Genomic DNA, 21,266 nt, shown 5'->3' on the forward strand with positions numbered 1-21,266 from the left:
GAAGCATTTTCCTGAAGGTTGTTCCAATTAGCGCAACCTCTTTGTGTACAAGTTAAAATCGCTCTTGAGAAAGACTTTGCAAAAAATGCTTCGCCCTTACAACGTCTCGAGCTGAAGCTCGAGTTACGTTGCTCTTGCGAATTATCAGCAAGTGTAAGGGATTCTTCTTCCCGATGGATCGGGAAAAAGAATGACATTCAGCACAATTTAACTATTTAACCATTCAACTAATTAACTATTACACTCTTAACTCTTACACACATACACTTTTCCGCGCCAGGGGAGGTCTCGAGCTGAAACTCGAGTTACGTTGCGCCTGCGAATTGTCTGCAGGTGTAAGGGATTCTTCTCCCGCTAAAGCGGGATCAGAATGACATGCCGGCATTGTTTTCAACCTCCTAGGCGTCACTTGTCCTTTCACAAATTAATTTTTAATTAAAACTAATTCTTTGCCTGTCAGGCTGGTGCTGCCAGACGGGCCTGTCCGGTGCCAGACGGGCCTGTCCGGTGCCAGACGGGTGTCCCTTGCGGTTTTTTTAAGGTTGCGGCCTGGAAACAATTGGGAAAGAGAAATTCCTTTCAAAGGCCAGTTCCCTTTGTTTTATTTAAATTTTTGATGAATATGCTCAAAAATCATATATTTAAAAAGGTCCGGACATTGAGTCGGTTAGGTTCCATCTTTCAAATCCGGGCTTTTGATTGGTTCTTCTATATGAACAAAGATCAATATCATAATTTTTAAAGATTGGAAAACGAGGGACAATGAGCAAACACTACCAGCAAAGAAAAGAAGCTGCCAGCGCGGTTAAAAAATTTTACACCCTCCTGAATCAGGCTCAGGCGCAGCAAAACGATAGTCAACCCGCTCCGGCTGCAGTTGCCGATCAGTCGGTTAAAATTGAACTTTTGCAAAAACGCTTAGAAGAATTGGAAAAGAATTACAATTTTCATCGGGCTGTACTGCACAATTTAAGCAGCGGCCTGATCATTATTAACAACAGCGGCACCATCATCTACGCCAATCGTTCTGCCTTACAAATGTTAGATATGGAATTGTTCTCCCTGCAAAATAAATCCATAAAAATTTTGTTTGCCGATGCTCAGCAGGGCGAGCGTTTCCTGCAGAAATTACTCTCCGAAAAGCAACACCTGCGAAGCGAAGAGACCTTTTTTAAAGGCGGTAACCGAAAAATTTTCCCTATTGGCCTGACCACTTCGCCTTTTCACGATTTAAAAAACCGCAAGGCGTATGGCTACATTGTGCATTTCAGAGACATCAGTACCCAATTAGAACAGCGTCGACAATTGGAGCGCATGGAGCGCCTGGCCATGTTAGGCGAACTATCGGCCGGAATTGCCCATGAAATTCGCAATCCATTGGCCAGCATTAAATCGGCGGCCCAGGTATTGGAGGAGAGTTTTACACCGGACGATTTCAGAACACAGCTGGTTTCACGCATCATTAAAGCCATTGATCGCAGTAACGATTTGCTGTCGCGCTTTTTTGATTTTACCCGACCGCGTAAGCCCGTGCAGGAATTTCATGATGTGGAAATGTTGATCGATGGCATCTACCTGTTGCTGGCCCCGCGCTTTAAGAAAAAAAAGATTAACTTTTTAAAAAACAGCCAGGCAAATGTGCCTCAGGTCTTTGTTGATCCCGGCCAAATTGAACAGGTAATTATGAATCTCTTCCTGAACGCCATTGATGCCATGCCGCAGGGAGGCGACCTGATCGTAAACATCACTCTGGAAAACGGGCAGAATTCGGCAAATGGGACGGACGACCAGCCCATGGTCTGTGTGCAGATCAAAGATAATGGGCAGGGCATTGCCAGAGAAAATTTAGAAAAAATTTTCAACCCCTTTTTTACGACCAAGAGCAGCGGAATTGGCCTGGGATTGTCCATCTCTAACAGGCTCATGCAGGAAAACGGGGGTAAAATCGAAGTAACTTCGGTGCTTAACAAAGGGACAACCTTTTCCCTTTATTTTCCCATACCTGAAAAAGAAAGGTACGAATCATGGTCAAAAGAATATTAATTGTTGATGATGAAGAAACCATCACCTTTAGCCTTTATCAGAGTTTTATTCTGAGCAAGGAACCCTACGAAGTGGTGACAGCCGAAAGTGCGGAAGAGGCGCTGGACAAGTTCAACCAAAAACCATTTCATCTGGTGATTACCGATATCTTTTTACCCGGTATTACCGGCTTTGACCTGTTACGTGAAATCAAAAAAAAGGCGCCGGACACGGAATTTATTGTTATTACGGCCTACGGATCGGATGATAAAAAAGAGGAGGCCCGACGCGAAGGGGCCCGGCTCTACATCGAAAAACCTTTTGATATTCGCGATTTCAAGAAAAAAGTAATGGAAATTTTAAAGTAACATGGCTCTGGTAGGAAATTTAAAAGACATAAAATTGCCGACCCTGGTGCAAATTAATTGCATGGAAAAAAACACGGCAAAATTAACCATCGAACACATGGGACGGTTTGGCTTCATCTATTTTCATGGGGGACAGGTGGTTCATGCAGAGTATGACCCGCTGATCGGTGAGGAAGCTTTTTTCAAACTGCTGGAACTCTATTCCGGTAATTTCAAGGTGGAAAATGACGTCCGGGCGCCGGCTGTAACTATCAAAAAAAACTGGAATAACCTGCTACTGGAAGGCTTACACAAACGTGACACCAACCTGCCGCAAAGCAAATTTAACTTTACGCAATTGTTTGATCGATTGTTTGATGTCAAAGGGGTGGAACAGGCGGTTATTATTGATCAGGAAGGTAAGGTTGTGGCCCAGGCAGATAAGCAGGAGGTGGACACATCGATGTGGTTGTTCCAGTGGTACGAGGCGCAAAAAATTACCGAAGCGATTAATCAACCCGATTTACGTTTCCTGCTCTTTAATTTAGGTAACCGGCAGCAAATGATGGTCAGGATAGATGACACCTTTCTGCTGGTCATCCATTTAACCAGAAAAATTCAGCAGGAGGTGATTCTTTCCATTGTCAGGGAAACGTTAAAAATTTCGTTCTAAAGGAAATTGCACTTAACTTATTAAAAAAAATTACGATAACAAAACTATGTCTGAAAAAGTAATTGATGAAATACAGCAGATAGATTCTGTAGAGGCCGTGGCCATTGTTTCCTACAAAGGCAATATCTGGCAGCAAACCGGAAGCGCTTATGGTCCGGACAAAATTAAGGAAATCGGTTCCCACTTGCTGAAAATGCTGGCCGCCCATAAAACAAAGCAGCAGAAGATGGTGTTTGCCGAAGTGCATTGGATCAATAAGACGTTGTTGGCGCGATTCTCAGAAGGTTTTTTGGTTCTGGCTATTTTTCAGAATCCGGAGGTGGTTTCGCTGTTGCGCATTACGCTCAATGTTACCGTGGCCAATCTTCTAGAAAATCGCTCATTTTTGAAATGGCGAAAAAAAGAAAAGTTTGATCTGGAAACCCATTTACAAAAAGGTGCGTTGGATGAAAAAGAACTCGGTTTGATTTCAAAGCTGGTTTGATCTATATTCTACTAATTGGATTAATGAGCGATGAAAAATGGTTAATGAAAATATGGTATTCAAACTGGCGCCCAGAGGAGGTCAGACAGAGATTAGTCTTTCTTCCCTCGAATGGGGAGTCATCACTCAGATCGATGGTAAAAAAACTGTGCAGGAAATTGCCAGAAATCTGGCTTTAACATTGGATGAAACGTACAACATCGTAAGCTCTTTGAGAAAAAAGGGATTGATTTTTTTCGACCACGAAAAGGAGACTTACGTAGAATATGTCAGCGAACGAATGTTGAAAAAAATCGATGAGATATTAACTCATTACATTGGGCCGGTGGCGCAATATTTAATGCAAGATATTTTTAGCGAGCTGAAGCTGGAAAAAGACAAGCTACCCAGGGAACGCTTGCCCGAAATCATTGAGCTGCTTAGCGATGAAATCAGCGATGAGAAAAAAAAGATCAATTTTCAACGAGAGATGCTCTCTTTGCTGAAGGAAATGTAAACCATGAAAAAATTTATAAGCATTCGCTGGAAAATAAGTGGATTGTTCTTTTTCAGTAACATTATTCTGGGCGCAGTGATTGCTTTGTGGTTAAGTAGTGTGGTTCGCGAAACGTTTCGTAAAGAACTGCTGGAGCGGGGACGAACTATCGGCAATAATCTGGCTACCAACAGCGGCGATTTAATTCTGAACAACGATCAGGTCGGCTTACGCTACCTGATTACCAGAAACATGAACTTCGAAAGTTTGGATTACATCTTAATACTGGATAGTGAAGGCCGGATTGTTGGAGATAACTTTAATGGGCAGGTGCCAAAAAGTTTAGAAAAAAAACCAGAAGAAAAGATAAACACAGGGGAATTTACGCGATTGCTGGAAGTTCCGGAGCTGCATGCTTCGGTGTATGATTTGTGGGTTCCGGTGGAAGAGGGACTGATTGGTTACATCCGCATTGGCCTGGATACCTCGTATGTGCAAAAGGTGTTGAACAAGACGATTCAGATTATTATCCTTTCTGTTTTGGTGGTAACCCTGTTTGGCGGCCTGTTTGTCTTCTGGCTGGGGGGACGATTAGTGCGCCCCATCATTTACTTAACGCGACGGGCTGACGAAATTAGTCAGGGCAAATTGGAAAAACGCATTGAAATTCAAACCAACGATGAAATACAACAATTGGCTGAAGCGCTGGAACGCTTAAGAGAGTCGGTAAACATCGCCCTAAAGCGCCTGGAGCAACAGCAATCATTTAAAATGTAAATACAAATTAACAGAAGGATAGAGCTATGGTTCAAACACGTAAATTAAAAGACGGTAGCCGTCAGGTCATTTTGAACAGCAAGCAGTACGAGGCCATCACCAGGGTGCTTTCCGAGCTTGCCACTAAAACCAAAGCCTCTGCCATTTTATTTGCCGATATGAGCGGTCAGCTGATCAGTCAACGTGGCAATACGGATGACATGAACACCACGGTACTTTCGGCCCTGGCTGCCAGCGATTTTGCCGCCACTTCAGAAATGGCCAAATTGGTGGGAGAAGAAGCCAAATTTAAGTTGTTGTTTCATGAAGGCGAAAAACGCAATGTTTATCTATCCAATGTGGGCGAGGATTTTTTTCTGGTCGTTGTGTTTGACGTGAGCGTGACTCTGGGCCTGATTCGCATTTACACCAAAAAGGCCATTGAAGATTTGATGGCTGCCCTCAAAGAAGGTCAGGAAGAAAAGGCCGATCAGGATAAAATGATCGATTCGGATTTTAGCTCTCTGTTAGGCGATGCTCTGGACGACGCCTTTAAATAAAATTTGCTCTAAAAATAAGTTGGATGAAAGTTGATTTTAATGAAAGAGGAACAGGATGTTTATTAACTGGGCATTACAAGAAATCAATCTGAAAATTGTCTATTACGGTCCAGGGATGAGTGGGAAAACAACCAATCTGGAATACATCCACTCAAAATTAGATCCCTCCTTAAAAGGCGAACTGGTCTCTTTAAAAACCAAAGAAGACAGAACCATCTTCTTTGATTTCATGCAGATTGAAGTAGGCCGGATTAAAGGGAAAAAACCAAAATTTAACCTTTACACCGTTCCCGGACAGGTCTATTACGCTTCCAGCAGAAAAGTCATTTTAAATGGCGTCGATGGCATCGTTTTTGTCGCTGATTCGCAACCGCACCGCATGGAAGCCAATATTGAAACTCTGTTAGACCTGGAAGATAATTTAAAACAGGAAGGACACTCCCTGGAAAAATTCCCCTGGGTGATTCAATACAATAAGCGCGATTTGCCCGGCATAGAACCGGTCGAAGTTTTGGAAAAACGTTTGAACTTTTTCAACGTTCCCCACTTCGAAGCCGTGGCTGTGCGTGGAGACGGCGTTTTTGACACCTTAAAAGCCGTGATCAATTTGGTGGTTCGAAACGTACAGGATCAGCTGTAAAGCTGTTAAATTCAAACATTTTCTTGCTAATTTGAATACCTTCTCCTAATTTTGGGAGAAGGTATTTTTTTTGTAACATGGAGAGGAAGCTATCGCACGGCTTACTGGGAAAAAGAGCGAACAGAGGCGGTTACGTAAAGAGATTTTTGCCTGGACCCTGTACGATTTTGCCAACACCTCGTATAGTGTGATTATTGTGACGGTGGTGTATGCCATCTATTTTAAAAAGTACATCGTAGGGGATTTTCACATTGCCCTGGGAAACTGGACCAGAAATCCTGGTGATTTCCTGTGGGGACTGGGAGGCTCTGTATCCATGGCTATTGTAGCTCTCAGTTCGCCGGTCATGGGGGCCATAGCCGATTACAGCAATCAGAAGAAAAAATTTCTCTTCTTTTACACCTTGACCTGTGTGATGGCCATGTCCTCTTTGAATTTTTTAAAACCCGGGATGATCCTCAAAGCTTTGCTTATTTTCATCATCGGCAACATTGGCTTTGAAGGCGCTCTGGTCTTTTACAACGGCTTTTTACCGCAAATATCGACGCCCAACAATATCGGTAAGATTTCGGGCTATGGGTTTGCCTTTGGTTACGTGGGCTCTCTGGTCAGTTTAATGATTGCTCTTCCTTTTGCCACGCGGGCCTTTGCTGCTAACGATCTCTCCCTGGTGCGTCCCACATTTATACTGGCAGCCCTTTTCTTTTTTGTGTTTTCCTTACCCTTTTTCTTTTTGGTAAAAGAACGCCAGGTCAATGTTCACCATCCGGAACAAAATTATGTTAAAGCCGGGTATCAGCGTACTTTAGCCATCTTAAAACGCTTGAAAGAATTCCCTGAAATTACAAAATTTTTACTGGCCTACTTTATCTACATCGATGGTGTAAATACCGTAATCTACTTTAGTGGCATTTTTGCCAGCAGCACACTGGATTTTTCGGTACGCGAAGTGATTCAGTTTTTTGCCATTGTGCAATCTTCTGCGATTTCCGGTTCTTATGTGTTTGGTTACTTAACCGACAAATTCGGGCCTAAAAAGACAATCATGATTACCCTGGAACTTTGGTTGGTTGTAACCATTGGCGCCTATTTTACGCACAGCGCGGCCATGTTCTACGTGGTGGGATTAATCGCCGGTGTGGCTATGGGCTCTTCTCAGTCTGCTAGCCGAGCCTTGATGGGAAAATTAATTCCCACCGGCATGGAAGCAGAGTTTTACGGCTTTTACGCTTTGATGGGCAAATTTTCGTCGATTTTAGGGCCTTTCACTTTTGGCCTGGTTTCTACCCTCAGTGGCAACCAGCGTCTGGCGATTTTTTCGCTGGTCTTCTTTTTTATCGCCGGTTTGTTCCTGATAAATCGCGTGGATGAAAACGTAACGTACAAAAAATTTGTGCTTTAGTGCCCTGGTCGGGCAGATAGATTCGGAGAGATTTAAATTTGGCAAAAGTCAGGAAAATAATTATATTCGGCATTTTCATTATCCTGATCCTTTGTTCTTTGACATGGGCAACTTCGTTGAAAAAGACGACATACGGCCCCTTTATTTTCTATTATGATCCGCCGGATTCTTTGCTGGTGCAGCACTTAATTCAAAAAATTGAAGGGCCCTGGCGACACATTGAAATCCTGTTTCATGAACCCCTGACGGTCCCGGTTAGCGTGCGCCTTACCAAATCGGATGCTGAATTTTTCCGTTTTTTACATGATCGGGTACCGGAGTGGAGTCAGGCGGTCGCCTTACCTTATCAGCGAATGATCGTCCTAAGACTTTCGGATGCTGAGCAAATTCATCAAAGCCCGCAAATTTTGTTGCATGAGTTAATGCACATCTTGCTCTATGATTATTTGCAGAACGTTTACCTGCCTACCTGGCTAAATGAAGGACTGGCCGAGTACTTTAGTCAGGGGGGACTGAATTTTGAAAAAAAACTAATTCTGGCCCAGGCCATTGTGCAAAAGAAAATAATCGACTTTGGGGCCATCGATTCATTGCTGCAAATGAAAGGGCCACAGGCGCGTTTGTCGTACGTAGAATCGCAAAGCGCGGTGGAATATATTGCCAGAGAATATGGCGAACAGAAGCTGGTGAGCTTAATCAAGGCCATTGGTCGGAAAAAAAACTTTAAGCGCGCTTTTTATCAAACGTTTGGTTTTGATCTATTAGATTTTGAGATTCAATGGAATGAATACATTAAACAAAAATACCGCTGGCTGGTCATGCTCCGTTTTGAAGAACTGATTTTTGCCCTGAGCGGTGTACTCTTTCTGATTGCTGTGTTGGTTGTCTATTTGCGCAATAAAAGGAAGTTGAAGGCTTTGACTGTTGAAGAACAGGATGAGCCGAATGAAGGAGGACTTTAAAAGTGTACGTGCCGAAAAGAATTTTTTTAACCAAAGGGGTTGGTATTCACAAAGAACAGTTGACCAGTTTTGAGATGGCCTTACGTAATGCTGGAGTGGGACCATTTAATCTCGTCTCTGTTTCCAGCATCTATCCGCCTGGTTGCGAATTAATTGATAGGGAAGAAGGTTTAAGAGAGCTCCAGCCCGGACAAATTGTCCATGCTGTAATGAGCCGTAATGCCACCAATGAGCCCGGGCGACGCATTACCGCTTCGGTGGGGCTGGCTATTCCCAAGGATCGCGGCGCGTACGGCTATCTTTCGGAACATCACGGCTTTGGCCAAACCGAGGAGGAGGCCGGGGAATACGCCGAAGACCTGGCCGCCGAGATGCTGGCTACGATTTTGGGCGTGGAGTTTGATCCGGATTTAAGCTGGGATGAAAAGAGAAATCTGTGGCACATTTCCGGCAAGATTGTGCATTCGCAAAATATTACACAATATGCTAAAGGCGATGCCCGAGGGCACTGGACGACCGTTTTTGCGGCTGCCATTCTTTTACCCTAACAAAGAGGTGTACCTATTTGAATACGCGTTTCCTGGAAGGCGAAATTCCTGAGTCATCATACGAACAGGCCAGGGTAGTTATTTTGCCCCTGCCCTTTGAAAAAACGACCAGTTTTGGAACAGGCACGGCCGCCGGTCCGCAGGCCGTTCTGGACGTTTCGCCCTATCTGGAAACGTTTGATGAGGAATTGCAATGCGAACCTTTTGATGCCGGCATTTTTACCTTACCGGCGCTAAATTTTTCCGGACAATTCGAAAAAGATTTTGAATTAATCACACAAAGCGTTCTTAAGCTAATAAAGGACAAAAAATTTGTCATTGCCGTAGGGGGTGAGCACACGGTCAGCTGGCCATTGTACCGTGCATTCCACCAATTCTTTTCCGAGTTGTCCGTCATCCAGTTTGATGCGCATGCCGATTTAAGGGATAGCTATCAGGGTACCCCTTACTCCCATGCCTGTGTCATGCGTAGAATCGCTTCTCTCAATCAACGCGTGGTGCAAATGGGGATTCGCGCCCTGTCTAAAGAAGAAGCACAGTTCATCGAACACAGTGCTATCCAGACCATTTATGCCCATCAGATGTATGGCGCCTGGCCGGAGAAGGTGCTGCAGAATCTAAGCCAGAATGTGTACCTGACTTTTGATGTGGATTTTTTTGATCCGGCAGTCTTGCCCGCGACCGGGACGCCGGAGCCAGGCGGCTTTTTTTGGCCAGAAACCGTTTCATTTCTTAAAACTTTATTTAAAACCAAAAATGTGGTGGGGGTGGATGTGGTGGAGCTGAGTCCGCGACCCTCAACCATTCATTCGGAATTCACGGTAGCCAAACTGATTTACAAAATGATTGCCTACAAGTTTTTCCTGAACCGTTAAACCGTAAGGAAGTACAACCTATGAAGAAAATAAAATTTGCCTTTGGAATTCACAACCATCAACCCATCGGCAACTTCGACTTTGTCTTTGAAGATGCCTATCAAAAAAGTTATTTACCCTTTTTGCAGGTATTAGAAAAACATCCCGGCATTAAGATTTCCATCCACTTTACGGGCATTTTGCTGGATTGGTTGGAGCAGAATCACCCGGAGTTACTGACCATGGTTGCCGAAATGGTGGAGCGCGGACAGCTGGAGGTGATGAGCGGCGCTTATTACGAACCGATTGTTTCGGTCATTCCCGAAGAGGATCGGCTGGGGCAAATTCACAAGCTAACTGCGCGCGTTCAGTCTCTTTTTGATTACCAGGCTAAGGGCATGTGGCTGGCGGAACGCGTCTGGGAACCCAATTTGCCCACGTCGCTGGCCAGGGCCGGAATCCGTTACACCATCCTGGATGATACGCATTTTAAATATGCCGGGCTGGAAGATAAAGATTTGACCGGTTATTTTTTAACAGAAGATCTGGGAAACACGCTCGCCCTGTTCCCCATCAACAAGCACTTGCGCTACACTATTCCTTTTCAGGAACCGGAAAAAACGATGGAAGTCCTGGCCGGTTTTGCCAATGAGCAGGGGAGCAATCTTCTGGTGTTTGCCGATGACGGGGAAAAATTTGGAGTGTGGCCCAACACCTACCGCCATGTGTACGAAAATGGCTGGCTGGAAAAATTCTTTCAGACTCTGGAAGCGAACGCTGAGTGGATAGAGCTTGTCCATTTTTCCGAAGCGCTTGAAGAATTGGCGCCGGTAGGTAAAATTTACCTGCCAACCGCTTCCTATGCCGAAATGATGCACTGGGCCCTTTTCCCGCCAACATTCCGAAAATATGAACAATTCGAACATCTCCTCTCTGATCAGGGCCTGTTAGAGGAGTATGGCATTTTTGTGCGTGGCGGATTCTGGCGTAACTTTATGAGCAAATATCCGGAAATCAACGTCATGCACAAAAAGATGCTGCGTCTGAGTAAATTGGTGCATGAGCACCAATTCTCCGGAAATCAGCAACAAAAAGAGCGCGCTCTGGATCATCTTTGGGCCGCCCAATGTAACTGTCCGTACTGGCACGGTGTGTTTGGCGGATTGTACCTGGCGCATCTGCGCTTTGCCATTTTCAATAACCTGATTGATGCCGAAAAATTACTCGATAAACACCGCGCCCTACCTCAGATTGAACACTGCGATTTTGATGCCGATGGACATGATGAATTGTTAATCGAAACCCCGGTACACGATGCCTATTTTAAAGCGCAGCAGGGAGCCATGCTGTTTGAGTATGATTTTAAGCCCGCCGCCAAAAATCTTTTGGACACCATGACCCGCCGACCCGAGGGCTATCATGATAAATTACAATCCGCAGTGTACGTGGAAGATTTTCAGAATGGAGAAGGGCAGACAGCCAGTATTCATGATCTGGTCCTAACCAAGGAACGGGACCTCTACAAAAAGCTCAAATACGATCGTTACGAACGGCGCTCTTTAATCGATCATGTGCTGCCTCATGACTGTTCTCTGCAACAATTTGAAAATCTGGAATATCAGGAAATCGGGGATTTTTACAATCAACCGTACCGCATGATCAACCAGATTCGAAAAAAAGATGAGATTGAAATCCATTTTAAAAGAGACGGACGCATCGAGGGGCAGCCCGTTTCCCTGCAAAAAGTGATTACCCTGCACAATGAAAAAGGACAAATGGACGTGGCCTACCGGCTGACCAACTATTCAGAAAAACCATTGGCCTTTTTACTGGCTATTGAATTTAATTATGGTTTGCAGGCCGGGCAGGCCGATGACCGCTATTATTATGACCAGAAGGGACGCCTGGAACCTTCTTTTTTAAATTCTTCCGGAGTTTTGACTGAGGCCAATATGATTGGCCTGCGGGACGATTATTTGAAGATTGACATTCAATTGATAAGCGAACAGGCTGATGCCATCTGGCGCACGCCTGTGGAAACCATCTCTCTATCTGAAGGCGGGTTTGAACGTGTTTACCAGAGCTCCGCAGTATTGATGGTTTTTAAAGTGCGCCTGGAGCGCAACTTTGAATGCCTGATTCAACAACAGGTACGCTTAATTTAACCTGTGCCAGATATTAAAAATTCATCATTGGAAAGAGTTATGAGCAAACGAACACGCTTTTTATTTATTGTATTGATCATTGTTTTACTCATTTTTATCCGCAATAATTACAAGCTTGTCTTGTTCAATTATTTACCTGAGGTAGAGCAAAGCACGTTTAAACTGGAACGCACTCTGCAACTCATCGATCGCTACTATGTGGATTCCGTAGACTGGCAGAACACAACGGACCAGGCCATTACAGGCGCCTTACGAACGCTGGATCCTCATTCCATCTATTTGAATCCGGAGCAGGTAAAACGCACCCTGGAAGATTTTGAGGGGCACTATTACGGAATCGGTATTCAGTTCGATATTGTGGACAACTATCCCACGGTAATTACGGTTTTCCAGGGTTCGCCAGCAGCCCGCGCTGGATTGCAACCGGGCGATCAGATTATTGAAATCGAAGGCAAATCTGCTTTTAAGTTGGGGCTGGAAGAGGTGCCCAAAAAGTTAAAGGGCCCAAAAGGCACGCGAGTCAAAGTCAAAATCAGACGTCCAACCCTGGAACAGCCATTTGAAGTGTCCCTTGTACGGGATGAAATTCCCATCACCACCATCAATACCTATTTTAAAATCGATTCTATAACCGGATATGTCTGGCTCAATCGTTTTGCCTTTACCACAGCGGACGAATTGGAAAACGCTTTACTGGAGCTTGAAGCGCAGGGCATTCGGCAATTACTTCTGGACCTGCGGGATAACGGCGGTGGGCTGCTGCGCCAGGCAGTGGCTGTAGTTGGCAAATTTATTGAGGGCAATAAATTAGTGGTCTACACCAAAGGGCGTTTAAAAACCTTTGATGAAAAGTACTACACCGAAGAGTACCGCGAGGGCAAGGTGCGGGATTATCCGCTGATTATTTTAATCAATCACAACACGGCCAGTGCTTCGGAGATTGTAGCCGGCGCTTTGCAGGATTACGACCGGGCGCTCATTGTCGGGACGCGCAGTTTTGGTAAAGGGTTGGTGCAAAACGAATTTGAGTTGCCGGATAAGTCGAGAATTCGCTTAACCGTTTCCAAGTATTACACGCCGAGCGGACGGTTGATCCAGCGGCCTTACAAGAATAAATCCACGGCCAGGTACTTCAGCGAAGTGTGGTCCGATTCGCTGGAAAAGGAAGTCCCCGACAGTGTTAAACAAGATCAGGTCTTTTACACCAGTAAAGGCAGAAAGGTTTACGGCGGAGGGGGCATCTGGCCGGATGTGGAGATCCCTTTTTCAGATAGTTTGCAGGCTGCCGACTGGATGGTGAAATTGTTCAATAAACGCATCTATTTTAAAACCGTCCAGCGCTGGATGGGCAGGCTGAAAATCTGGAGCACGGATTTTGAACAGTTTAAGCAACGGTTTGTTGTCCAGCGGAACATGTTGTTCACCTTGAAAAAGCTGGCCCAAAAAAATGGCGTCGAAATTCCGGCTGATGAATTTAAAATGGAGCAAAAATACCTTCAGCAGCGTTTAAAAGCCGAAGTGGCCAGATTCTTTTGGGGACTGCCTGCTTTCTACCAGATGCTACTGGCCAGCGATCAACAATTTCTGAAAGCCGGGCACTATTTTGATCGGGCTAAAGAGCTGATAAAGGATCAAAAACAGTGAAATTAGAATTGACTTCAATCTTTAAAAATAGTAAACTTAAGTTTAAATTTAGTAGAGAAACAACAGACAATTTTTGAAGTAAAACAACTAAGAAAGGGAGTTGACGATATGGTCGAACTATTTTTAGCCGGTGGTCCTTTCATGTGGCCGATCCTTGGACTTCTTGTCATTGGTCTTGGTTATTCATTAGAAAGATTCTGGACATTAACGCGTGCTTCCGTTAATACACGCAAATTTCTGGCTCGTTTGCACAATGCCCTGCAAGAAGGTGGTATTGAAGCGGCTGCTGCCGAATGCGAGAAAACCCCAGGTCCGGTTGCCTCTATTTTACATGCCGGTTTATCCCGCGCAAATAAAGGACTGGAACATGTGGAAAAAGCCATTACCAATGCCGGTTCCATTGAAATGGCCTTCCTGGAAAGAGGTATGATTGTGTTGGCTACCGTCATCGTGTTGGCACCAATGCTCGGTTTTACCGGTACGGTGTCTGGTATGATCGGGGCCTTCGATTCAATTAAGAAGGCCAACGATATCTCTCCGGCCATTGTAGCAGGCGGTATTTCCGAAGCTTTGTTAACCACGCTGTTTGGTCTGGTCGTGGCTATTATTATTCAGCTTTTTTACAACTACTTTTCTTCTCGCATTGACAAATTAATTATCGATATGGAAGAAAGCTCGGTTGAATTGATGGATGCCCTTGTTGAAATGGAAGAAAAGAAAAACAAATAACCCATAAGAGGTAGAATATCATGATTTTGGGTAAAAGACGGAAAGATAAAGAAGTTGAGATACCCTCTGCCTCTTTAGCTGATATCGTGTTTCTGTTGTTAATTTTCTTCCTGGTTACCACGTCCATAGACACTGAAAAAGGCCTGGACCTTGTACTGCCTCCCCCGGGGCATACGGAAATTAAAATTCCTAAAAAGAATCTGGCCAATATGCTGGTCAATGCCCAGGGACAGGTATTGTTGGACGGAAAGGAAATTAATATAAGAGATATTTCCAGGATTATTAAAGAGAAAATTGCTGAGAACGACAAACTGGTAATCTCCCTTAAAACCGATGAGGAGACAGACTACCAGACATATGTCAAAGTTCTGGATCAATTAAAGAAGGCAGGGGCAAAGAAAATTTCACTGGCTGAGCCAGAGCAATAAGTAATGGAGGTCGATAGATGAAATTTGCCAAGAAATCAAAAATTAAGATTGGGATTCCGACGGCCTCAATGCCCGATATTATATTTATGTTGCTCATCTTTTTCATGGTAGCTACGGTCATTCGCCAGTATTCTGGATTAAAAGTCGATCTGCCGGAAGCGACTAAAATTCAAAAAGTGCCCGGCTCTAAACGACACATTGTAACCATCTGGGCTGATCGTAACCATCAGGTTGTGGTTGATGATATCAACATCAAAAAGTTAACGAATCTGAGAAGCATCATGTATCAGAAACTGGTTAACGATCCTCAGTTGCAGGTAGCTTTAAAAATCGACAAAAGGAATAAGATGGGCTTTGTAAATGATATCCATCAGGAACTGCGTAAAGCAAATACACTCAAAGTGCATTACTTTGCCGTTCCGGGAGGTGAGTTCTAATGAAAGCGCTGAAAAAAAGTCCGGAAGCCGATTTGAGGTTAAAATATTACAAAGTGTTGGAAGCCTCTACGGCCATTGCCCTTTTAATATTGATCGGTGTGTTTTATTCGTTTAAAACGTTTGAGAGCGGAGTGCAATTGCCTGAGCGTCCAAATATTGTTATTGAAACGATTGAAATTCCGCAAACGCAACAAATTCAAAAACCGCCTCCCCCGGCCAAACCATCCATTCCGGTTGAAGCCGATGATGATGAGATGCTGGATGATGTAACCATCGAAGATACGGAGGTTACACTGGAACCTGCGGAAAATTTACCTCCTCCTCCACCACCGGAAGATGAGGAAATTTATGAATTCTTTGCAGTGTCTGAAAAGCCTGAGATTATTCATAAAGAGAAACCGATCTATCCTGAACTGGCCAGAAAAGCCGGCATTGAGGGGATTGTAGTCGTAACGGTTACCATTGGTAAAGATGGAAGGGTGGAAGACGCTAAAATATTCAAATCCATCCCCATGTTAGATGAAGCTGCCCTGGCTGCTGCACGCAAGTGTATTTTTAAACCAGCCAAGCAGCGTGACAAATTTGTTCGTGTTAAAATGAATATCCCCTTTCATTTTAAACTCAAATAAATGAACATTCAAAGAGGCAGCCTTGCGCTGCCTTTTTTCTTGATTTGGACTCAATAGCTTTATGGAAAAACGTACTTTTCTCTTTATTCTGAATCCTATCTCCGGCATAAGGAAAAACAAAAAAACCGTCGAAGATTTTATCCATCGGGAATTGAGCGATCACACCACCATTGATTACCAGGTGCAATACACGGAATTCCCCGGTCACGCCCGCCAGATTGCCCAGGAAGCCGCCCGACAAAATGTTAACGTGGTTGTTGCTGTGGGGGGGGATGGAACCATGAATGAAGTGGCCAGCGGACTGGTAAACAGCGAGACGGCATTGGGCCTGATCCCGCGTGGTTCCGGCAACGGCTTTGCCCGTTCTTTAAAAATTCCTCTGAGAATATTACCGGCTATTCACACCTTGCTCTATGGCAAAACGATCGCAGTAGATGTGGGAAAGATTAATGAATCCTTTTTCTTTGGGGTGGCCGGGGTGGGCTTCGATGCTTATATTGGCGCCCAATTTCAGGAATTTGGTTTTAGAGGGCCATTGCCCTATTTTTACATCGGGGTTCGTGAATATTTTCGTTACAAATACGAAGGTTTCACTCTTAATTTTGATTCTCAATCTCTGTCGGTCCATCCTTTGCTGGTGACCATTGCCAATACGCCCCAGTATGGAATGCATGCCCTCATTGCGCCTCAGGCCAAACCGGATGATGGCATTCTGGAATTGTGTATTCTGGATAAATTAAACGTACTAAAGGCCGCCTGGCAACTCCATCGCCTCTTCGATGGCAGCATCGAGAAGGTGAAAGCCTACCAGCACCATAGCGTCCGCCAATTACAGATTATCCGCGAAGCCGAGAAGGGAATATTTCATACCGATGGGGAACCGAGAATGGGACCCAAAGTTTTGAACGTTAAAATCTTACCCAAACATTTAAAAGTGATTGTACCCGCTGAGGATTAAGACATGCAGGAATTTGTCACCACGCTAAAAGTCAGATCGTATGAGTGCGATGTGTATGGGCATGTCAATAATTCTGTTTATCTGCAATATTGTGAGGCCGCGCGTGTTGAGTTTCTGGAAACGCTGGGTTACGATCTGCAAAAGCTCAAGAAAGAAAATTTTTTATTGCCCATTGTGCGCATTGAAATCGATTACAAACGCCCTTTGTTTATGAATGACGTAATCGAAGTCAGCGTGAAATGGATTAAACGAAGAACGAGCTCGGCTGTTTTTGAACAACAAATCCGTAAATACGGACAACTGGCTGCCAGGGCTTTGGTCACCTGGGTGTGTACCGATTTAAAGGGCCGGCCCAAACCCATTCCACAAATACTCATTGATCCTGTGCGCCGGAAGTATGGCGATGTACCGGAAGTGAACCAGTAATCAGTTCCAATAGATTGGTGACAGAACATCTTTTTAATCCGAACGAACGGACTGGCTAATAGCCCTGTTTTACACACCTCATTTACCTTTTTTGCCGTTGCCATTTCCAATTTGCACTTTGCATGCCAGGAAGCCGGAACTTTGAAGCAAACGGAACATAGGAATATTTTGAAGTTTATTTCTGGTTTGTTAAATTAAGGCAAAGCAGAAAGATGAGTATGAACAAAGCGCAACTTTTATTTAAAATAGCCGAAGAAAAAAACCGGCAGGAAGAGCAAAATCTTTCCCCATTTGCCACGCCTAATTCTGCTGCACGAAGGGAACGTGAAGAGAAAAACGTTCATTTTAGGCCCCCATTTGCCCTGGATCGGGATCGAATTTTTTACAGTGGCGCTTTTCGTCGTTACACGGGTAAAACGCAGGTCATTTATTTTGTTTCGCTTTTAGATGAGCAATTAACCAGTCGCAGTTTACATACCTTAAGCGTAGCCCAAATTGCGCGCACCATTGGCCGTTTTCTTTCCTTAAATACCGATCTGATTGAAGCGATTGCTCTGGGACATGATCTGGGCCACCCTCCTTTTGGACACGATGGCGAAGTCTTTTTAAGTGAAATCAGTCAGCATTACGGTCTGGGACATTTCCATCACAATATTCAAAGTTTGCGTGTGGTAGATCGCATCGCAAAGAAGGGGTGTGGTCTGAATTTAACCTTCCAGACGCGGGATGGTATTTTGTCGCACAATGGAGAAGTTCATAACCAGCGTTTAGAGCCCCAATCCACAAAGAGTGAAAAGGATTTGCAGAACTACATTGAACGCATGCAGAATGGCGAGTGGGTCGATATGATGCCGGCTACTCTGGAAGGTTGTGTGGTGCGCATCACGGACACCATTGCCTACATTGGCCAGGACATTGACGATGCCATTCGCATAGGTTTAATTCGTCGTGAAGACCTGCCCCCGGCCGCTACGGATGTGCTGGGTACCTCCAATGGGCAGATTATCGACACACTGGTCAACGATGTGGTGTGCAATAGCTATCAAAAAAACTACGTTTGCTTTAGTGATACCATTTCTGAAGCGCTTTTGGAACTCAAGCAGTTTAACTATCAGTACATCTACAAAAGTCCCAAGCTAAAGATAAATCACCGACGCATTCAGCGGGGATTTGAACTGTTGTTTGAACATTTTTTGGATCGCTTGAAAAAAGGCGACCGCAATAGCGAAATATTTCAACATTTTCTATCTTCCAAATGTGAAGCATATCTGCAACAGACGCCGGACGAAATAAAAGTTAGAGATTTTTTGGCCGGCATGACGGATCGGTATTTTAGTAAGGTTTTGCAAAAACTGGTCGTACCTCAGATGGGCGATTTTAAAATATTTAATGAATAAACGGTAAATGCTAATAACAGGAGAGGGCCATGACGTTATCTGAATTGCAACGTGTTTTCAACCATTTAGACGGTTTGCGTAGTGAAGCCATTAATTTGAACAAGGCCATGGTGCCCATCAAGGCGCTGGGGCCAACCAACGGCGGTCAGGGAGAAATGGAAAAGGCCGAATTTTTAAAAGACTACTTAAAAACCATAGGGGTAAAAGATATCAAGGAATGTCCGGCCTCCGATGCCCGCGTGCCCGGTGGATTGCGCCCCAACCTGATTGCCACGATTCCCGGTCAGGTGGCGCGCACTGTCTGGATTTTGGGCCATCTGGATGTGGTGCCGGAAGGCGATCTTTCAAAATGGGAAACCAATCCTTTTGAGGCTGTAGTCAAAGGCAACAAGATTTATGGACGCGGAACGGAAGATAATCATCATGCCATTGTAACAGGTTGCCTGGTGGCCAAAACGTTTAATGATCTGGGCATTAAACCCTATTTTACCCTGGGTCTGGCTTTTGTGGCCGATGAAGAGACCGGCAGCAAGTATGGCCTTCAGCATTTGTTAGAGACTCAGGGCCATCTGTTTAAAGAAGACGATTTGATCATTGTGCCAGATGCCGGAGAAAAGGACAGCAGCATGATTGAAGTGGCCGAGAAGTCCATTTTGTGGGTTAAATTTAAGACCCTCGGTAAGCAAACCCATGCCAGTATGCCGGACAATGGCATCAATGCTTTTAAGGCGGCGTCGCATCTGGTGGTAGCGCTCGATGAGTTGCACACCATTTATTCCGCGCGAAACGACCTGTTCGATCCGCCGGAAAGCACCTTTGAGCCTACGCGCAAAGAGGCCAATGTGCCCAATATTAACACCATTCCTGGTGAAGACATCTTTTATCTGGATTGCCGGATTTTACCTGAATACGACATCGACGAAGTGCTTGCCACCATCCGAAAAATCAGCGATTCAATTGAGCAAAAATTTAATGTAAAAATCGAAATTTCTACCGAGCAATACGAGCGAGCTGCTCCTGTTACGGATGTGAATTCGCCGGTGGTGAAAGCCTTAAAAATGGCTATTAAAGAGGTTTACAATGTGGAAGCCGAGCCTAAGGGCATTGGCGGGGGCACCGTGGCCGCTTTCTTCCGACGCAAAGGGCTGCCCGCAGCCGTGTGGTCCACCATTGAAGACATGGCTCACGAGCCCAATGAGTACGACGTGCTGGACAACATCGTAAACGATGCCAAGGTATTGGCCCACGTTTGCATGCAAAATGAATAAATCGCAGGCGCAAATTAAACTTGTCTCCCACAGGAATTCCGGTTAGACAAAATGATCTGAAAGTGCCCCATCCCCCTTCTGATTTCCATCTTGTTAAGGGAGAGGTAAATCAGGAGGATCAACACAGACTCGATTTGAACAATTGATCGTTAAAACAACGAAGGTTCCGGGAATACCGTTTGATTTAGACAGTAATGAGGGTAATTAAAATGAGAAAGCGTGAGTAAGCATGAAGTGGTTGATTTCTATGGTTTTGTTGGGAGCACTTGCCCAACAACCATCGCAGGCACCGGTGCGCATTTTGCCGCAACCTTTTGCCGATCGTACGTTCCAGTTTACACGCCTGGATACTACCTTTCGCGGTACGCCCTTGCAGGTGGCGGCTCTTGTGCCCAACGCCATTATAGTCATCGGGCGCCAGGAAGCGCCTGAGTTGCTGCTGCAGGCCAGTCAATTGGCTTACATGTTAGGTCAGTGGACCCAGGATGCGGGCAGCTCATTAAAAAAGATTAAACAAAATGTTAGTCTGGCGCCGGTAAAATTTGACGACCAGCTTACCGAAGAAGAGCTTAACTCATTTAATCTGATTGTCCTTGGAAACAAAAACCGATTTTTTAAAAAAGCGGCGTCAAAGGTAACAGGTCAACCATCCTTTTTGCAGGTGCTTAACGATTTTCCGGTTAAAGACAGGCAGACCATGATCGTATCGGACCTTAATGCGGCCCGCTACCTGGCCAACAAGCGTCTCTATTTTAAGGCTGGCGCTTACAAAAGTTTTTTTGCTTTTGTTAAGGCGCGGATTTTTCTGGAACAAAATAATTTGCAGGCCGCGCTTTTTACTCTGAATGATCCGGAAGGCGTTCGAGGATGTGCCAGGCCGGTCATGCTGGCTCTGAGTAAAAAAGAGCAATTGCCTGCCTCCATGCTGCAAATGGCGCAGAAGCGCAACCGGTTGGTCTTTAAAGAATTAAAACAGGCCTTGCTGGGCAAGCAAGCAAAAAAGGCCAAAACCATCTGGCAGCAAGCCATGGAAACCTGTTACGCCTGCCATCAGGGGCAGGATGGCGTAGCCCGTTTCCGAAAATTTACGCCCAACCCCGACGAGCATGGCTATCATCAAACCCTGGCGGCGGTAGCTGATTTACCATGCCAGACCTGTCATCAGGGGAAAACAGAAATTGTTGGTTATTAATGGGCGCATTGTTAGAACACTGGCCTGGAAGAAACTGACCTTTTAACTTGTGGTTTGAAAGCGAAAACCGGAATACCTGACTACCGCAAAAGCTCGAGCTGAAGATCGAGTTACGTTGAGCTTGCGAATTGGCCGCCAGCGTAAAAGATTCCTCATTACGCTAAAACGAAAGTCGGAATGGTAGTTTCGGTTGTAAAGGATTCATCGTCCCTGATAAATCGGGGATGAGGAATGACATGTCGGCTCAAGCCCTCACCCTTCAGGTACAAC

General features: G+C 44.9%; 23 protein-coding genes. All 23 read left to right on the forward strand.

Going from position 1 to position 21,266, the window contains the following annotated elements:
* Positions 1-762 precede the first annotated feature (762 nt).
* The 23 genes from ACWB0I_RS09220 to ACWB0I_RS09330 all read left to right on the forward strand — a co-directional run bounded on the left by ACWB0I_RS09220 (position 763) and on the right by ACWB0I_RS09330 (position 20,996).
* Positions 763-2,043, forward strand: a complete 1,281-nt coding sequence (locus ACWB0I_RS09220; protein ID WP_479387768.1) for a two-component system sensor histidine kinase NtrB — start codon at positions 763-765, stop codon at positions 2,041-2,043.
* Positions 2,025-2,390, forward strand: a complete 366-nt coding sequence (locus tag ACWB0I_RS09225) for a response regulator (RefSeq protein ID WP_479387769.1) — start codon at positions 2,025-2,027, stop codon at positions 2,388-2,390. The genes ACWB0I_RS09220 and ACWB0I_RS09225 overlap by 19 nt, the downstream gene beginning before the upstream one ends.
* 1 nt (position 2,391) lies before the next feature.
* Positions 2,392-3,042 carry a DUF4388 domain-containing protein gene (locus ACWB0I_RS09230; protein ID WP_479387770.1) on the forward strand — a complete coding sequence of 217 codons (651 nt, stop codon included), beginning with the start codon at positions 2,392-2,394 and terminating at the stop codon, positions 3,040-3,042.
* A gap of 46 nt (positions 3,043-3,088) precedes the next feature.
* Complete coding sequence (locus tag ACWB0I_RS09235) at positions 3,089-3,526, forward strand: hypothetical protein (RefSeq protein WP_479387771.1); 438 nt, start codon at positions 3,089-3,091, stop codon at positions 3,524-3,526.
* Between the two features lie 37 nt (positions 3,527-3,563).
* Positions 3,564-4,022, forward strand: coding sequence for a DUF8082 domain-containing protein (locus tag ACWB0I_RS09240; RefSeq protein WP_479387772.1), 459 nt, complete (start codon positions 3,564-3,566; stop codon positions 4,020-4,022).
* A gap of 3 nt (positions 4,023-4,025) precedes the next feature.
* Positions 4,026-4,778 carry a HAMP domain-containing protein gene (locus ACWB0I_RS09245; protein ID WP_479387773.1) on the forward strand — a complete coding sequence of 251 codons (753 nt, stop codon included), beginning with the start codon at positions 4,026-4,028 and terminating at the stop codon, positions 4,776-4,778.
* A 26-nt stretch (positions 4,779-4,804) separates the two neighbouring features.
* On the forward strand, positions 4,805-5,317 hold the full coding sequence (locus ACWB0I_RS09250) for a roadblock/LC7 domain-containing protein (protein ID WP_479387774.1): 513 nt from the start codon (positions 4,805-4,807) through the stop codon (positions 5,315-5,317).
* Between the two features lie 55 nt (positions 5,318-5,372).
* On the forward strand, positions 5,373-5,957 hold the full coding sequence (locus tag ACWB0I_RS09255) for a GTP-binding protein (RefSeq protein WP_479387775.1): 585 nt from the start codon (positions 5,373-5,375) through the stop codon (positions 5,955-5,957).
* A gap of 196 nt (positions 5,958-6,153) precedes the next feature.
* Complete coding sequence (locus ACWB0I_RS09260; RefSeq protein ID WP_479387776.1) at positions 6,154-7,359, forward strand: MFS transporter; 1,206 nt, start codon at positions 6,154-6,156, stop codon at positions 7,357-7,359.
* Between the two features lie 116 nt (positions 7,360-7,475).
* Positions 7,476-8,321, forward strand: coding sequence for a peptidase MA family metallohydrolase (locus ACWB0I_RS09265; RefSeq protein ID WP_479387777.1), 846 nt, complete (start codon positions 7,476-7,478; stop codon positions 8,319-8,321).
* A 2-nt stretch (positions 8,322-8,323) separates the two neighbouring features.
* Entirely contained in the window at positions 8,324-8,869 is a 546-nt protein-coding gene (locus tag ACWB0I_RS09270) for a pyruvoyl-dependent arginine decarboxylase (RefSeq protein WP_479387778.1), read from the forward strand.
* A 17-nt stretch (positions 8,870-8,886) separates the two neighbouring features.
* On the forward strand, positions 8,887-9,744 hold the full coding sequence (speB, locus tag ACWB0I_RS09275; protein WP_479387779.1) for an agmatinase: 858 nt from the start codon (positions 8,887-8,889) through the stop codon (positions 9,742-9,744).
* Between the two features lie 20 nt (positions 9,745-9,764).
* Positions 9,765-11,888 (forward strand): alpha-amylase/4-alpha-glucanotransferase domain-containing protein, encoded by a 2,124-nt coding sequence (locus ACWB0I_RS09280; RefSeq protein WP_479387780.1) that lies wholly within the window; start codon positions 9,765-9,767, stop codon positions 11,886-11,888.
* Positions 11,889-11,927: 39 nt separating this feature from the next.
* A complete protein-coding gene (locus ACWB0I_RS09285; RefSeq protein WP_479387781.1) occupies positions 11,928-13,532 on the forward strand; it encodes a S41 family peptidase in 1,605 nt (534 codons plus the stop codon).
* 108 nt (positions 13,533-13,640) lie between these two features.
* Entirely contained in the window at positions 13,641-14,261 is a 621-nt protein-coding gene (locus ACWB0I_RS09290) for a MotA/TolQ/ExbB proton channel family protein (RefSeq protein WP_479387782.1), read from the forward strand.
* Between the two features lie 20 nt (positions 14,262-14,281).
* Complete coding sequence (locus tag ACWB0I_RS09295) at positions 14,282-14,689, forward strand: ExbD/TolR family protein (RefSeq protein WP_479387783.1); 408 nt, start codon at positions 14,282-14,284, stop codon at positions 14,687-14,689.
* Positions 14,690-14,706: 17 nt separating this feature from the next.
* Complete coding sequence (locus tag ACWB0I_RS09300; RefSeq protein WP_479387784.1) at positions 14,707-15,126, forward strand: ExbD/TolR family protein; 420 nt, start codon at positions 14,707-14,709, stop codon at positions 15,124-15,126.
* A complete protein-coding gene (locus tag ACWB0I_RS09305) occupies positions 15,126-15,755 on the forward strand; it encodes an energy transducer TonB (protein ID WP_479387785.1) in 630 nt (209 codons plus the stop codon). Before ACWB0I_RS09300 ends, ACWB0I_RS09305 begins: the two co-directional genes overlap by 1 nt.
* A 61-nt stretch (positions 15,756-15,816) precedes the next feature.
* The gene (locus ACWB0I_RS09310; RefSeq protein ID WP_479387786.1) at positions 15,817-16,713 is read left to right on the forward strand and encodes a diacylglycerol/lipid kinase family protein; all 897 of its coding nucleotides are present in this window, start codon (positions 15,817-15,819) and stop codon (positions 16,711-16,713) included.
* Positions 16,714-16,716: 3 nt separating this feature from the next.
* A complete protein-coding gene (locus ACWB0I_RS09315; protein ID WP_479387787.1) occupies positions 16,717-17,139 on the forward strand; it encodes an acyl-CoA thioesterase in 423 nt (140 codons plus the stop codon).
* Between the two features lie 212 nt (positions 17,140-17,351).
* The gene (locus ACWB0I_RS09320) at positions 17,352-18,536 is read left to right on the forward strand and encodes a deoxyguanosinetriphosphate triphosphohydrolase family protein (protein ID WP_479387788.1); all 1,185 of its coding nucleotides are present in this window, start codon (positions 17,352-17,354) and stop codon (positions 18,534-18,536) included.
* 29 nt (positions 18,537-18,565) lie between these two features.
* Complete coding sequence (locus ACWB0I_RS09325; RefSeq protein WP_479387789.1) at positions 18,566-19,804, forward strand: M20 family metallo-hydrolase; 1,239 nt, start codon at positions 18,566-18,568, stop codon at positions 19,802-19,804.
* A gap of 229 nt (positions 19,805-20,033) precedes the next feature.
* Entirely contained in the window at positions 20,034-20,996 is a 963-nt protein-coding gene (locus tag ACWB0I_RS09330; RefSeq protein ID WP_479387790.1) for a hypothetical protein, read from the forward strand.
* Positions 20,997-21,266: the final 270 nt, after the last annotated feature.

The organism is Caldithrix sp. (genome assembly GCF_056497305.1).